This window comes from Kitasatospora sp. NPDC051702 (assembly GCF_040681575.1).
Lineage (GTDB): Bacteria > Actinomycetota > Actinomycetes > Streptomycetales > Streptomycetaceae > Kitasatospora.
The window spans coordinates 1-14,712 of record NZ_JBFAZB010000073.1; the positions used below are offsets into that span (position 1 = coordinate 1).

General features: G+C 74.6%; 10 protein-coding genes. 3 read left to right on the plus strand and 7 right to left on the minus strand.

Going from position 1 to position 14,712, the window contains the following annotated elements:
- Nucleotides 1-171: 171 nt before the first annotated feature.
- The 4 genes from AB0N04_RS36555 to AB0N04_RS36570 form a co-directional block, all read right to left on the minus strand.
- A complete protein-coding gene (locus AB0N04_RS36555; RefSeq protein WP_360209239.1) occupies nucleotides 172-852 on the minus strand; it encodes a nucleoside/nucleotide kinase family protein in 681 nt (226 codons plus the stop codon).
- Nucleotides 853-903: 51 nt separating this feature from the next.
- A complete protein-coding gene (locus tag AB0N04_RS36560; protein ID WP_360209242.1) occupies nucleotides 904-1,863 on the minus strand; it encodes an LD-carboxypeptidase in 960 nt (319 codons plus the stop codon).
- Nucleotides 1,864-1,961: 98 nt separating this feature from the next.
- Nucleotides 1,962-3,020: a tryptophan--tRNA ligase gene (gene trpS / locus AB0N04_RS36565; protein WP_360209244.1), complete on the minus strand. Its 1,059-nt coding sequence runs from the start codon at nucleotides 3,018-3,020 to the stop codon at nucleotides 1,962-1,964.
- Nucleotides 3,021-3,271: 251 nt separating this feature from the next.
- Nucleotides 3,272-4,843, minus strand: coding sequence for an APC family permease (locus tag AB0N04_RS36570; protein WP_360209510.1), 1,572 nt, complete (start codon nucleotides 4,841-4,843; stop codon nucleotides 3,272-3,274).
- Nucleotides 4,844-5,016: 173 nt separating this feature from the next.
- Between AB0N04_RS36570 and AB0N04_RS36575 the strand changes: the two genes are divergently transcribed.
- Complete coding sequence (locus tag AB0N04_RS36575; protein WP_360209246.1) at nucleotides 5,017-6,165, plus strand: iron-siderophore ABC transporter substrate-binding protein; 1,149 nt, start codon at nucleotides 5,017-5,019, stop codon at nucleotides 6,163-6,165.
- 118 nt (nucleotides 6,166-6,283) lie between these two features.
- Entirely contained in the window at nucleotides 6,284-7,549 is a 1,266-nt protein-coding gene (locus AB0N04_RS36580; RefSeq protein ID WP_360209249.1) for a hypothetical protein, read from the plus strand.
- Nucleotides 7,550-7,722: 173 nt separating this feature from the next.
- On the opposite strand, the gene AB0N04_RS36585 is transcribed toward AB0N04_RS36580, so the two are convergent.
- Nucleotides 7,723-8,256 carry an NUDIX domain-containing protein gene (locus AB0N04_RS36585; protein ID WP_360209251.1) on the minus strand — a complete coding sequence of 178 codons (534 nt, stop codon included), beginning with the start codon at nucleotides 8,254-8,256 and terminating at the stop codon, nucleotides 7,723-7,725.
- Between the two features lie 97 nt (nucleotides 8,257-8,353).
- On the opposite strand from AB0N04_RS36585, the gene AB0N04_RS36590 reads away from it, so the two are divergent.
- On the plus strand, nucleotides 8,354-9,340 hold the full coding sequence (locus AB0N04_RS36590; RefSeq protein WP_360209253.1) for an ATP-grasp domain-containing protein: 987 nt from the start codon (nucleotides 8,354-8,356) through the stop codon (nucleotides 9,338-9,340).
- A 151-nt stretch (nucleotides 9,341-9,491) separates the two neighbouring features.
- Here the strand turns inward: AB0N04_RS36590 and AB0N04_RS36595 are convergent, their stop codons facing one another.
- Nucleotides 9,492-13,598: an ABC transporter transmembrane domain-containing protein gene (locus AB0N04_RS36595; RefSeq protein WP_360209255.1), complete on the minus strand. Its 4,107-nt coding sequence runs from the start codon at nucleotides 13,596-13,598 to the stop codon at nucleotides 9,492-9,494.
- A 337-nt stretch (nucleotides 13,599-13,935) separates the two neighbouring features.
- Nucleotides 13,936-14,601 (minus strand): TetR/AcrR family transcriptional regulator, encoded by a 666-nt coding sequence (locus tag AB0N04_RS36600; protein WP_360209258.1) that lies wholly within the window; start codon nucleotides 14,599-14,601, stop codon nucleotides 13,936-13,938.
- Nucleotides 14,602-14,712: the final 111 nt, after the last annotated feature.

Sequence of the window (14,712 nt, forward strand, 5' to 3'; positions counted from 1 at the left end):
TCCCCGCTCCGAAAAGCGAATCCGACCGCAATCCAATAAAACGAGCACGCCGAATACGCACCGAGCCGCGACAAAGCGCGACCCAGCCCGAGCCGGGAAGTGGTGTTTCGAAGGATTGGCCGCCCCGGGACCGTCCGCGCCGATGCGTGTCCGGTGCTCCCTGCCGAGCGACTAGAGAACACTACCCCTGTTCGGCGCCGCGGGCAAACCACTGCCGGTGACCGTCCGGGTGCAGCGCGGGCGCCCCGTCTTCACGTACTCGCCGTTGGGGTGGTCGTTGCCGGTGACCCAGTCGCGGGCGGTGGCCTCGTCGCGCCCGATGTCCCGGTGGCGGCGGAGCAGACGTTCCTCGCGCAGGGCGTCGTCGGTGTCGACGTACCAGAGCTCGCGCAGCAGGCGGCGGGCCTCCGGCCACGGGTTGTCGGTGGAGGCGAGGTAGTTGCCCTCGGTGATGACGAGGCGGGTGTGCGGGCGGACGACGTGCCGGGCGGCGACAGGTTCGTCGAGGGTGCGGTCGAAGTCGGGGACGTAGACGTCCCGGAAGCGGTCCCCGGCGATGCGGTGCAGCAGGGCGACGTAGCCGTGGGCGTCGAAGGTCTCCGGCGCGCCCTTGCGGTGCGTCAGGCCGAGGCGCCGCAGTTGGGCGCCGGAGAGGTGGAAGCCGTCGAGCGGGACGTACGCGGCGCTGCCGGGGCCTTCGACGCGTTCGACCTCGGCGACCAGGTGCCGGGCCAGCGTGGACTTGCCGGCCGCGGGCGGGCCGACGAGCCCGAGGATCGTCCGGGCGTTGCTGCCCGGGCCCCGCAGGAGGCCGAGGGCGAGGGCGGTGAGGCTGTCCCCGTTCACACTCATGCGCGCACCCTACTCACCCCGGCTCACCGGGTCACCGCCTCGCGGTCCGCCTCAGGCCCGGCCGGCGAGCGCGGGAACGGCCATGGTCAGCGTGCCGGCGTCGGCGTCCAGGACGGCGGGGACTCCGAGCGGCACGGTCAGCGAGGACGGGCAGTGGCCGAATCCGAGTTCCCACAGGACGGGGACGCCGAGCGGGCCGAGCCGGTCGAGCATGACGGAGCGGACCCGGTCCGGTCGGCCGCAGCCCTCCCAGGAGCCGAGCGCGATGCCGGCGACGCCGTCGAGCGCGCCGGAGCGCAGGAACTGGGTGAGGATCCGGTCGAGCTGGTAGGGGTGCTCGTTGACGTCCTCCAGGATCAGGATGGTGCCGGCGAAGGACGGCCGCGCTCCCGGGGTGCCGCGTTCCGCCGCCAGCACGTGCGTGCAGCCGCCGGCGGTGACGCCCCGGGCCACGCCCGGGGCGAGGGCGGTGGCGGTGGCGGAGGTGAGCAGCGTGGTCGAGTCGGGTTCGAAGAGGGTGCGGCGCAGGTGTTCGGCGGTCGGTCCGTCGGTCACGAAGGCGGAGCCGGAGGCCAGCGGACCGTAGAGGGTGGCGAGCCCGAGGCGCTGGGCGAAGGCCTCGTGCAGCGAGGAGACGTCGCTGAAGCCGATGAACGCCTTGGGCGGGACGCGGCGCATGGCGTCCCAGTCGAGCAGGTCGACCATGCGGTGGACGCCGTAGCCGCCGCGGGCGCACATGACGGCGTCGACGGTGGGGTCGAGCCAGGCCTGCTGGAGGTCGGCGGCGCGGTCGGCGTCGGCGCCGGCGAGGTACCCGAGGGAGGGGTGGGTGTCGAGGACGTGCGGGGCGACCGTCACCCGCAGCCCCCAGGAGCGCAGGATCCCGGCCCCGGCGGCGAGCCGCTCGGGGTCGATCGGCCCGCTGGGGGCGACCACGGCGACGTGGTCCCCGGGGCGCAGGTGGGGCGGTCGGGTCAGCCCTCGTGCGGGCGAGGTCGGCTGCTGGTCCATGACCGGAATCCTTCCAGGGGCGCGGGGCGACGCGGTCGGCGGGGTGATGCGGCCTCAGTTCCGGCCGGGTCCGCCGGAACTGGTATGCCCCGTCCGCGTCACACCGATCCCATCACCGACCTGACCTCGGCGAGGGTGGCGTCGGCGATTGCGTTGGCGCGCTCGGCGCCGTCCCGCAGGACCCGGCGCAGGTGGGCGCGGTCGGCGGCGAGTTCGGCGCGGCGGGCCCGGAGCGGGCGGAGGTACTCGTTGACGGAGTCGGTGACGGTGCGCTTGAGGGCGGCGGCTCCGCCGTCGCCGATCTCGGCGGCGATCTCCTCGGGTGCGCGGTCCTGGCAGAGGGCGGCGAGCAGGACGAGGCCGGAGACCTCGGGGCGTGCGGCCGGGTCGTAGGAGATCCGCCGGTCGGCGTCGGTCCTGGCGGCCCGGACGATGCGGGCGGTCTCGTCCTCGGTGGCGCCGAGGGCGACGGAGTTGCCGCGGCTCTTGCTCATCTTGCCGCCGTCGGTGCCGAGCAGCAGCGGGGCGTCGGAGAGCAGCGCCCGGGGCTGGGGGAAGACGGGTTCGCCGCCGCTGTGCGGGTAGCGCTCGTTGAAGCGCCGGGCGACGGTGCGGGCGACCTCGAGGTGCGGCAGCTGGTCCTGGCCGACCGGCACGAGGTTCGCCTTGCAGAAGAGGATGTCGGCGGCCTGGTGGACCGGGTAGGTGAACATCAGCCCGTTGACGGCGGACTGGCGGGAGTGGGCGATCTCCTCCTTGACGGTGGGGTTGCGGTTGAGTTCGGCGACGCTGACCAGGCTGAGGAAGGGGAGCAGCAGCTGGTTGAGGGCGGGGACGGCGCTGTGCGCGAAGATCGTGGCGCGGTCCGGGTCGAGGCCGGCCGCGAGGTAGTCGAGGACGAGGTCCTCGGTGTGCTCGGCGAGCCGGTCGGCGACGTCCCGGTCGGTGATGACCTGGTAGTCGGCGACCACGACGAACATCTCGACGCCCTGTTCCTGGAGCCGGACGCGGTTGCGCAGGGTGCCGAAGTAGTGGCCGAGGTGGAGCGGACCGGTGGGGCGGTCGCCGGTGAGGACCCGGTCGGTGCCCGGGTCGGCGGTGAAGGTCGCGGTGGTGGCGGCGCCGGCGGGGCCGGTCGCGGTCGCGGTGGTGGTCATCGGGTTTCTCCTCGGTGCGGCGGTGGTGGCGGCCGTCCGGGGGCGGGAGCCCGTCCCGTGGGGAAACACGACAGGGCCGTCCGATCCGGACGGCCCTGGGTCAGGTGTGAGGGGTGGCCGTCCTAGGACGGCCACCAGCTCAGGCCCGCGTGAAGCTTCATGTGCTCGAGGATAGCGCCGACGGCCCGCCGGCGTGGCCGGTCGGTCGATCCGGCGATCGACCGACCGGCCACCGGCGCCCGGCGCCCGTTTCAGTCCTCGACGACCAGCGCGGGGGTGTCCCGGCGCAGCGTCTCGCCGCGGAAGAACTCCGGCCGGACCAGGCCGTAGCCGGTCATCAGCGCCGCGCCGAGCAGCAGGATGCCGACGCCGATGACGAACACCGAGCCGATGCCGAGGACGGCTCCGCTGCCGTACTCCGGGTCCCAGGCGTCGGTGAGGGTCTGCAGGAAGACCCCGCTCAGCAGCACGCCGCCGAGCAGTGGGGCGACGCCCTTGAGGAAGAGGTCGCGCGGGCCGTTGCGCAGCGAGCGGCGGAAGTACCAGACGCAGGCGAATGCGGTCAGCGCGTAGTAGAAGCAGATCATCAGACCGAGCGCCAGGATGGTGTCCTCGACCACGTCCTCGCTGATCAGGCTCATGCCGACGTAGAAGACGGCGGTGGCGGCGCCGGCCGCGGCGGTGGCGTAGCCGGGGGTGCGGAAGCGCGGGTGGACGGCGCCGAAGCGCGGCGGCACGGCGCGGTAGGCGCTCATCGCGAGCAGCGTGCGGGCCACCGGGATGAAGGTGGTCTGCAGGCTGGCGGCGGCGCTCGCGACCACGGCCAGGAAGAGCAGGACGCTCCAGGGCGACCCGAGCACCGGGCGGGCGAGCGCGGCGAAGACGTTGTCGGAGGTCTCCGGATTGCCCAGGCCCGGGCCGGTGGAGCCGACGCCCGCGAACATCTGGGCGGCGATCGCCACCAGCAGGTAGGAGCCGACCAGGGTGACCATGGAGGTCATCGCCGCACGGCCCGGCGTCCTGGAGCTGCCGAGGGTCTCCTCGTTCATGGTGAGGCAGGTGTCCCAGCCCCAGTACATGAAGATCGACAGGGACAGGCCGGCGGTGAAGGCGCTGAAGGAGCCGACCTCCAGTGGGTTGAGCCAGGAGGCCGAGAAGCCGATCGAGTCGGGGAGCTCGCCCGCGGCGGCCTTGCCGATGGCGATGACCGAGAAGAGCACCAGCACGGCGAGCTGGAGCCCGACCAGGCCGTACTGGAACCACCGGGTGGCCGTCATCCCCCGGTAGCTCATCGCGGTGGCGCCGCCGATCAGCAGGACCACGGTGAGCAGGTGGACGGCCTGGTTCTGGTCGAGGTCGGCGACCCGGCTGCTGCCGGTCATCTCGCCGAGCATCAGGTAGAGGAAGTCGGTGGCGACCCCGGCCAGGTTGGAGAGCACGATGATCGTCGCGACGGTCAGGCCCCAGCCGGCCATCCAGCCGACCCGGGGGCCGAAGGCCTTGACCGTCCAGGTGAAGGACGTGCCGCAGTCCGGGAAGTCCTTGTTCAGCTCCTTGTAGGCGAACGCGACGAGCAGCATCGGCAGGAAACCGGCCAGGAACACCGCGGGCATCTGGACGCCGACCGCGGTGACGGTCGGCCCGAGCGTCGCGGTCAGGCAGTAGACCGGGGCGACCGTCGAGACGCCCAGGACCACGCTGCTCAACAGGCCCACCGAGTTGCCCGACAGGCCCTTGTCCCCCGCTCCCCCCGCCGTCCCCCGGTCGGGGACTCCACCACTGGCACCACTGACCGGGGTGCCCTGCGGAGCGCCGGGCGCCATTGCCCGGCCGCTGCTTCCGTGCTCTGAGAGCTGCTGATCACGCACCAGCGCACTCTAGTGCGGATGCAGAAGGTTGAGCAGACCAACTCTTGGTGATTTTATGCACGTACGTTGAGATTTGGGCGCGCGTAGTAGGTTTGCCTAACCTAACCTCGATCTCGAAGGAGCGTCGCGTGGCCCCCACCTCCGGCGACCCTGCACCCGGCGACCCGGCCCACGTCGGCCCCGCCCCGGTCGGCCCCCGCACCCCGTCCCGCCGCCGGTTCCTGTCCACCGCCGTCGCCGGCGGAGCGGTGCTCGGCCTCGGCGGACTCCTCACCGCCTGCGGCGGACCCGGCGGCAGCGGCGGCCCCGGCGCCTCCGGGGGGTCGACCCCGGGCACCGGCGGCTCCTCGCCCGACCAGAAGTCGGTGAAGCAGGGCGGCGACGACTACGCCACCGTGATCGAGAAGATGAAGGGCTTCGGCACCGACGCCGCCCCCGGCGTCTACCCGCGCACCGTCCGGCACGCGATGGGCGAGACCGTCGTCCCCGCCCGGCCCACCCGGGTGGTCGTTCTGGACACCGGCGAGCTCGACAACGTCGTCTCGCTCGGCATCCAGCCGGTCGGCGTCGTCCACACCGACGGTTCCAAGTCGCTGCCCTCCTACCTCAGGGACAGGGCCGGCGCCCCCGCCGCGGTCGGCACCATCAACAGCCTCAACCTGGAGGCGATCGCCGCGCTCAAGCCCGACCTGATCCTCGGCAGCCGGCTGCGCGCCCAGGACCAGTACGCGCAGCTGTCCAAGATCGCGCCGACCGTCTTCTCGCTGCGCCCGGGCTACCCCTGGAAGCAGAACTTCCGGCTCAACGCCAGCCCCTTCGGTCTGGAGGCGGAGGCCGGTGCGCAGCTCGACGCCTACCAGGCGGCCGCCACCGCGGTCGGCGCCGGACTCGGCGGCAAGCGGCCGACCGTCACCCCGCTGCGCTTCATGCCGGGCCGCACGCGGCTGTACGCCGGGCTGTCCTTCATCGGCACCGTCCTCGCCGACGTGCCGCTGCCGCAGCCCCCGATCGAACAGGTCGAGGAACTCGCGGTGGAGGTCAGCCCGGAGCAGATCGACAAGGCCGACGCCGACTGGATCTTCTACGGCGTCTACGGCACCCCCACCGCCACCAACCAGGACACGGTGCTCGGCGGCGCGCTCTGGAAGACCCTCGGTGCGGTCAAGTCCGGTCAGGCCCGACCGGTTTCGGACGAGACCTGGTTCCTGGGGCTCGGCGTCCTGGCGGCGAACGCGGTGCTCAGCGACCTCAAGGGGTTCGTCGCGCCCGGCACTTGAGCCGACACACCGGGTAGGGGCGGGCCCGGTCCGCGCGCACGACCGCGGAAATGACGCTTGGAGCTGATCGCGCGGTGCGGGAGGATCGTCGGGACCGTCCGCCGAAGGGCCCGTGCCGATGACCTCGCTCCACCCCACCGCAACCGATCCGACGCCGCCCGGCCCGCCCGCGGACGGCGCCGGAACGCCGGCACCGCACGCCGGGCGCTGCGCCGTCACGACGGCCGCCGAGGCCGGCCCGGCCGGCGCCCCGGGGGCCTCCCCCAACGGCCCGGCCGGCGACCCGCGCCACCCCGGCGGCGCGCGCCCCGACTCGGTGCCCCGGCCCCGCGGCTCGCAGGACGCCCTGCCGGACGGCCGCCCCGCCGACGAGGACGCCGCGACGGACGATCCGACCACGTCACGGCTGCGGGCGGCGCTCGCCGAACGGCTGCGGGCCGCGCACGCGCAGGGGCGCTCGGTCTCCGAACTGGCGGCCGCGTGCCGTCGGCCGGTCGCGGAGGTGCGGGCCCTGCTCGGCGGGGACGGCGCGGGCCGGGCCGCGGAGTCCGACGGCGTCGGCCGGGGGCGCCCCGCGGGCGGCTCAGGCGGCGTGGACGGTCCGGACGGTCTGGTCCGTGCCGCGGGCGGCCCCGGCGGTCGGGACCGGACGGACGGTGTGCACGGCGGCCTCGGCGCGGCCGACCCGGGGAGCGCGGCGGTCCCCGCGGGTCCGGAGCGCGCGAGCGGCACCGGAACCACCGGGTACACCCGGTTCCCCCTCACGACCGGCCCGACGGCGGACGAGACCGACGTGCCCGTCCTACGGGCCGCCCGCGAGGACCTGCGGGGCTTCGGGTCGCGGCGGCCCTCCCCGTCGCGCCGGCTGCGGCGGATGCACCCGGAGAGCGCCCCGGCCGGACCGGCCGCCGTCGGCCCGGCCGAACCGGCGGCCCCGGCCGGCCTCCAGGACGGGGACGGACGGGTGGTCCTGCCCCGTACGGGTGAACCCGCCGACGCCAGCCGGACCGTGGAGCAGTGGCCGGCCGCCGACCCCGGGGCGACGCGCGGCGAGACCCCGCTGGGCATCCTGATCAGTGGCAGCCCCCTCCAACCCGAGGCCGTCGGCCGCCCCGAGGAGCGAGCTCCGGTCCGGGTGACGGCCGACACCGTCCGCCTCGGCCGCGGCACCAGCCTCGTCGTGCTGCCGTCCTGGCGGCCCGCCATCGCCGTCTCGGTGCCGACCGACCGGCTGCTGGCCGCCACCGGGCTCACCTTCGAGCAACTGGCCGGCGCGCAGCTGACGGTGCTGATGAACCCCGCCGCGCTGCACGACCGGGAGTTGGACCTGCACGGCTGGGAGGCCGGACCGGGCGGGCGGGCCCGGCGCGGCGGGCGGCCGTAGGGCCGAGGAGCCGTCGAACCGCGGGCCGACGGGCCGACGGGACGCCCGCACGGGAGCCCGGCGGTCGGCGGGTGATGTGCGGCGGGGTCGTGCGTGGCGGATCGCGGCTGGCCCTCGGTGGCTGAGCGTCAGCGGGCGGTCGTCAGCATGCGGCCGTCAGCATCCGGGCGTCGTCAGCGGACGTCCGGGGCGTTCGGCACGTAGCCGAGGTCGACGGGCACCGGGGGCCGACCGTCCACCGCCCAGCCCGAACGGACGGCGTCCAACAGCTCCGGCAGCCGGGGCGGCCAGAGCGCGTCGGCGTTCTCGTCGGCCAGGTCGGCCGGGGTCCACCAGCGCCAGTCCAGGATCCGGTCCTCGGCGTGCACGGCGCTGACGTCGCCGACCGGCCCGCGGTGCGGACCGGTGGTCAGGTAGATGTGCTCGTGCTGGCGGACCGGGGTGCCGTGCCAGGTGAAGTCGTGCTCCCAGGTGCAGAGCAACGGGCCGGGTTCGAGGTCGGTCCAGCCGGTCTCCTCCCAGAGCTCGCGCCGCGCGCCGGTCCACGGGCTCTCGCCGGTGTCCAGTCCGCCGCCGGGCATCGTCCAGTGCACGCCCACCTCGTCGTTGTCCGAACGCAGCAGGAAGACCGAACCTCCCTCGTCCAGGACGACGGTGCGGGCGGCCTGTCGGGGAACGCGCTTGCGGGATCGCAGCAGATTTCGCATCGGATCACTCTGGCAGCGCAGCCCCGGGCCGTCGAGCCGAATTCGCCGGAGTGAAAGCCGCCGACACGGGCCCGGCTCCGGCCGTACCCTGACGGCCATGCCCGTACCCGCGATCCTCCTCCCCGCCGACCCGCTCAACCCTCGCCGACCCGACCCGCACTTCGCCTGGGAGGCGCGGCTGTTGCGGGAGTCGGGCGGCGAGCACCACCTGGTCGACCACGACGCGCTGCTCGCCGGACGGGCCGAGGAGGCCGTCCTACGGGTGCCGCGCGGCAGCGGCCCGCTCTGGTACCGGGGCTGGATGCTGCCCTCGGCCCGCTACGCCGAGTTCTCCGCCGCGCTCACCACACGCGGCGGACACCTGCTGACCAGCGCGGCCGGCTACGCGACGGCCCACGAACTGCCCGGCTGGTACGGCGTGTTCGAGGGGGCGACCCCGCCCAGTACGTGGATCCCGACCGCCGGGGCGGCGCCAGCGGCGGAGGAGCTGGCGGCCGCGGCGGCCCGGCTCGGCGGCAGCGGGCCGGCGATCGTCAAGGACTACGTGAAGTCCCGCAAGCACGAGTGGCACGAGGCCTGCTACGTCCCGGAGTTGGCCGACCTGGCGGCCGTCGGCCGGGTGGTGGCCCGGTTCGTCGAGCTGCAGGGCGAGTTCCTGGCCGGCGGGGTGGTGCTGCGGCGGTTCGAGCGGTTCGCCGGCCTCCCGGACGCCGGGCGCGGGGTCGGCGGCCCCGGGGCGGCCGCGCCGGGCGGTGCCGGAACGGGGGCCGACGGAACCGGCGATGGCGCCCACGGCCTGGGCGACGGGGCCGGCCGGGCCGCGGAGGCGCGGGTGTGGTGGCTGGACGGCGAGCCCGTCCTGGTCGGACCGCACCCCGACGGGCCCCGCCACACCGTCGAACCCGACCTCGACGGCGTCCAGGCGCTGGTCCGGACGCTCGGCTGCCGCTTCGTCACCACCGACCTCGCCTACCGGGCCGACGGCTCCGGCTGGCGGGTGGTCGAGGTCGGGGACGGGCAGGTGAGCGAGCTTCCGCACGGCATCGACGCCTCGGGCCTGTTGACCTCGCTGATCGCCGCCTGACGCCGGGGCGGCCGTCGCCCTTCGCAGGCACCGCCGCTCCGAACGCCCCGGCCGGGGGCCGCCCGGTCGGGGAGGGTGGCCGGACGGGGAGGGTGGCCGGAGTCCGGTCGGACTCCGGCCCACGCTGCCCCGGGCGACCCGGCCCGGGGACCTACCCGGCCGGGACGGCCTCGGCCACCGGGTGGCCGTCGGCGATGAAGGCCTCCCACAGCCGGGCGTAGGTGCCGCCCCTGGCCAGCAGTTCGGCGTGGGTCCCGTCCTCGACCACCCGGCCGTGGTCCAGCACGACGACCCGGTCGGCGCGCTCGGCGGCGGTCAGCCGGTGGGCGATCACCAGGGTGGTGCGGCCGCCGCTGAGCCGGTCGGCGGCGTGGTTGACCACCGCCTCGGTGGCCAGGTCCAGGGCCGCGGTCGCCTCGTCCAGCAGGAGGATGTCCGGGTCCACCAGTTCGGCTCTCGCCAGCGCGATCAGCTGGCGCTGGCCCGCCGAGAGGTTGCGCCCGCGGCCCGCGACCTCGTGGTCGTAGCCGCCGGACAGCTTGAGGATCATGTCGTGCGCGCCGACCGCCCGGGCCGCCGTCTCCACCTCGGCCGGCGAGGCCTGCGGCCGGCCGTACGCGATGGCCTCGCGCACCGTGCCGGCGAACAGGTACGCCTCCTGCGGCACCACGCCGAGCCGGTGCCGGTACTGCGCCAGGTCGTAGCGGGTGAGGTCGACCCCGTCGACCCGGACGGTGCCGGCCGTCGCGTCGTAGAACCGGGCGACCAGCTTCACCAGCGTCGACTTCCCGGCGCCGGTCTCACCCACCAGCGCCACCGTCTGCCCGGCCGGGATGTGCAGGTCCACACCGGTCAGCACGTCCGGCGCGCCGTCCGCCCCGCCGTTGTAGGCGAAGCTGACGCCCTCGAAGGAGATCTCCCCGCGCAGCCCCTCGGGGACCGGGACCGGGTCGGCGGACTGCACGGTGGTGGTCGGGGTGCGCAGCAGCTCCCGGATCCGGCCGAGCCCCACCGAGGCCTGCTGGTAGCCGTCGAACACCTGGGACAGCTGGTTGACCGGCGCGAAGAACAGGTCGATGTACAGCAGGTACGCGACCAGCGCGCCGACCGTCAGCGTCCCGGCGTCGACCCGGGCGGCGCCCACGATCAGCACCAGCGCGGCGGCCACGCTGGAGAGGAACTGGACGAACGGGAAGTACAGCGAGATGTAGAGCTGCGCACGGACCCGGGCCTCGCGGTAGGCCTCCCCCCGGGCGACGAAGCGGTCGGTGTTGGCGTCCAGGCGGCGGAAGGCCTGGACGATCCGCATGCCGGCCACGTTCTCCTGCAGGTCGGCGTTGACGGTGCTGATGAGGTCCCGGGAGAGCTCGTACTGGTCCTTGGACTTCTTGCGGAACACCAGCGTGGCGATCACCAGCAGCGGCAGCACCGCGAAGACCACCAGGGCCAGGCCGGCGTCGATGATCAGCAGCGCGGCGAAGATCCCGGCGAAGGTGAGCAGGCTGACCACGGCGGTGACGACGCCGGTCTGCAGGAACGAGGTCAGCGAGTCCAGGTCGGTGGTCATCCGGGTCATGATCCGACCGGACAGCTCGCGCTCGTAGTAGTCCAGGCCGAGCCGGTTCAGGTGGGCGAAGATCTTGAGCCGGAGCGAGTAGAGCACCCGCTCGCCGGTCCGTCCGCTGACCCGGTTCTCGGCGCTCTGCACCAGCCAGTCCAGCAGCACCACGACGAGCGCGGCGAGCGCGGCGACGGCGACCCCGGACATCAGGGCCTTGCTGACGCCCTGGTCGATGCCGTGCCGGATCAGCACCGGCAGCACCAGGGCCGCGCCGGCGTCCAGCGCGACGAGCAGCAGGGCGAGGGCCAGCGGGGCCCGGAAGGGGCGCAGCATCCGGCGGAGGGTGAAGTCCGGGTCGCCGGCCTCGGCCTCGGACCGGGGGATGGCCGGGGTGTCGGTGGCCGGCGGGAGCGCGGCGACCGTGGCCAGCAGGTCGGGGTTGGCGGTGCGGGCCGCCTTGACCAGGGCGGGGGTGGGGAGGGCGGGGACCGCCGGTCCGCGCTCCGGCGCGGCGGTCTGGCCTGCCGTCCGCCCGGGGGACCCGTCGAGGGCCTGGCCGGTGGCCTGGTCAGGGGCGTGGTCGGGGGCCCGGTCCGCGGTCGGGTCCGTCGCGTCGTCGGGAGCCTGCTGCCCGGAATGCTGCTCGGCGTGCTGCCCGGCGTGCTGTTCGGACGGCTGCCCGGGTGCGGGCTCCGCCTGCGGCCGCCGGGAGGCGCGGCCCGCCTCGTGGTCGGTGATCAGCGCCCGGTACTGGGGACATCGGGCGTCGAGCTCCTCGTGCGTGCCGATGTCCAGGAGCCGGCCGTGGTCCAGGACGGCGATCCGGTCGGCGAGCTGGAGCGTCGACCGCCGGTGCGCGATCAGCAGCGTCGTGCGGCCGGTCATCACCGAGCGCAGCGCGTCGTGGATCTCGGCCTCGATCTGCGGGTCCACCGCCGAGGTGGCGTCGTCCAGCAGCAGGATCCGAGGGTCGGTGAGGATCGCCCGGGCCAGTGCGATGCGCTGGCGCTGGCCGCCGGAGAGGGTCAGACCCTGCTCGCCGACCCTGGTCTCGTAACCGTCCGGCAGCGCGCGGACGAACTCGTCGGCCTGGGCGGCGCGCGCGGCCGCGACGACCTGCTCGTCGGTGGCGTCCGGGCGGCCGTAGGCGATGTTGGTGCGGACCGACTCGGAGAAGAGGAAGCTCTCCTCGGGGACGATCCCGACCGCCGCGCGGACCGAGTCCAGGGTGAGGTCGCGCAGGTCGTGCCCGTAGATCCGGACGGCGCCGGCCGCCGGGTCGTAGAAGCGGGGCACCAGCTGCGCCACCGTCGACTTGCCGGAGCCCGAGGCGCCGACCAGCGCGAGGGTCTCGCCCGGGGCCAGCCGCAGGCTGAGGCCGTGCAGCACGGGGGCGGGGTGCTCCGGGTCGTAGCGGAACTCGACCTGGTCGAACTCCAGGGCGACGTCCGGCGTGCGGGGGCCGGCGGAGCCGGCCGGGGAACCGGGGGTGACGGCGGCGTCGGGCGAGGCCTCTGCGGCCCCGCCGTCCCGGCCGGAACGGGTGAGGTCGAGGGTCAGCGCGTCCGGGCGCTCCTGCACCAGCGGACGGTCGTCGATCAGCTGCAGCACGCGCTCCACGCCGGCCCTGGCCTGCTGGCCGATCGTGATGACCGCGGTGAGCATCCGCACCGGACCCGTCATCTGCGCGACGTAGGCCGAGAAGGCGACGAAGGTGCCGAGCGAGACCCGGCCGTCGACGGCCAGCCAGCCGCCGAAGGCCAGCACCGCGACCTGCGCGAGCGCCGGGATCGCCTGCATCGCCGGGTTGTAGCGGGCGTTGAGCCGGATCGACCGGAGGCGGGCGGCGAACAGGTTGCGGGACGCCAGCTCCAGTTTGTCGAGCTCCTGGGCCTCCTGGCCGAAGCCCTTGACCACCCGGACGCCGCCGATGGCGCCGTCCACCACGCCCGCCACGGCCGCCGCCTCCTGCTGGGCGGCCCAGGTGGCGGGGAACAGCCGCTTGCGGCTGAGGGAGGAGACCCACCACAGCGCGGGCGCCATCACCAGGGCGATCAGGGTGAGCGGCGGGGAGAGCCAGACCATCACGGCCAGCGACATGACGAACATCAGCAGGTAGCCGGTCATCATCGGCAGCATCGAGAGCAGGCCGTTGATCAGCTGGAGGTCCGAGGTCGCGCGCCCGATGACCTGGCCGGTGTCCAGGCGGTCCTGGCGGTGGCCGTCGAGTCGGCCGAGCGAGCGGAAGAGGTCGCTGCGCATGTCGTGCTGGACGTCGAGGGCGAGCTGACCGCCGTAGTAGCGACGGACCTGGGTGCAGCCGAAGACCACGACCGCGGCGAGCAGCAGCACCAGGGCCCAGGGGGCCAGCGAGCGGGTGTGCGTGGTGATGACGTCGTCGATGATCAGCTTGGTGACCAGCGGCACCAGCGAGGTGACGGCCATGCCCACCAGCGAGGCGCCGAACGCGAGCAGCACGCTCCGGCGGGAGTGCCAGCAGTAGCCGACCAGTCGGCGCAGCCAGCCGGTCGTCTCCGGGCTCCCGCCGCCCTGCGGGGCCGCGGCGTTCTGCGGGGCCTGGGCGTTCTGCGGGCCCCGACCGGTCTGCGGGCCGGCGCCGGTGTCCTGCCGGCCGGCGCCGGGAACCGGTGGGCCGCTCGGGGACTGCTCCACCGTGGATCCGTGAGTCTCAGGCATATTTAGGGATGCTAACCATTTCGTCGGGTGGCCGCCACGGCGTTCTCCCACCGGGGTGGGGTGGGAGTGGGCCGGGACGGCCCGGATCGTCCGGTCCGGCGGTCTGGCAAACAGCCCGCGCCCTGCGGTGATTCCCGATCGGACCCGCACGGCACGCCGCCCCCGCCTGCCTCCAGGGTCGCGGACGGCCCGGCGGACGCCCAGCGGCCGCGGGCCGGTGGGCGCCGTCCTTTGGACCTAGGACCCGGGCCGGGGGTGCCGGGCGGGGCCGGGGCACGGATCAGGGGCGCGGACCAGGGGTGCGGGTCGGGGTCCGCGGGGCGTGCCGGTGCCGGCCTCAGGCGTCCGGAGCCGCGTCCGGAGCCGCGTCGGCCGCGACGGAGCCGGCCGCCGCGGCGAAGGCGCCGTGGGCCAGGGCGTGCAGCAGGGCGGCCATGCCGTCGCGCTGGAGGCCGACCCGCTCGCCCTGGGCCGGGTTCGGGGCGAGGCTGTGCGGGGTCGAGTTGATCAGTCCGAAGACGGCGTGGACGGCGGCCCGGGCCACCGGCTCGGCGCTCGGGCCCGCCAGCTGCGGATACGCCTGCCGGACCACGTCCACCCAGAGCTCGACGTAGCCGCGCTGGAGGCGGCGGACGCTGCGCCGGTCCTCCTCCTTGAGGTTCAGCAGCTCGCGGTCGTGCAGGGTGATCAGGTCGCGGTCGTCGAGGGCGAACTCGACGTGGCCGCCGATCAGGGCGTCGAGTGCGGCGGCCGGACCGTCACCGCCCCCGGCCCGGCGGCGCCCCTCCTCCAGCAGGCGCTCACTGATGCCGATCAGCAGGTCGGCCAGCATCGCGTCCTTCCCGGCGAAGTGGCGGTAGAGCCCGGGGCCGCTGATGCCGACCGCCTTGCCGATCTCGTCCACGCCCACTCCGAGGAAGCCCCGGGCGGCGAACAGCCGCGCGGCCTCCCGGCGGATCTGGTCGCGGCGTGGGAGCGCGGAGGCTGCGGGGACGTTCGGCATGCTGCCCATCGTAGACAGTCGGGTTATCGGCCGTTAACCTGGGCGCGTAAGTTAACGTTAATTAACGTGTGACTCATGGGCGTACCGCACCCGGCCGCCCACCAGGCGCCG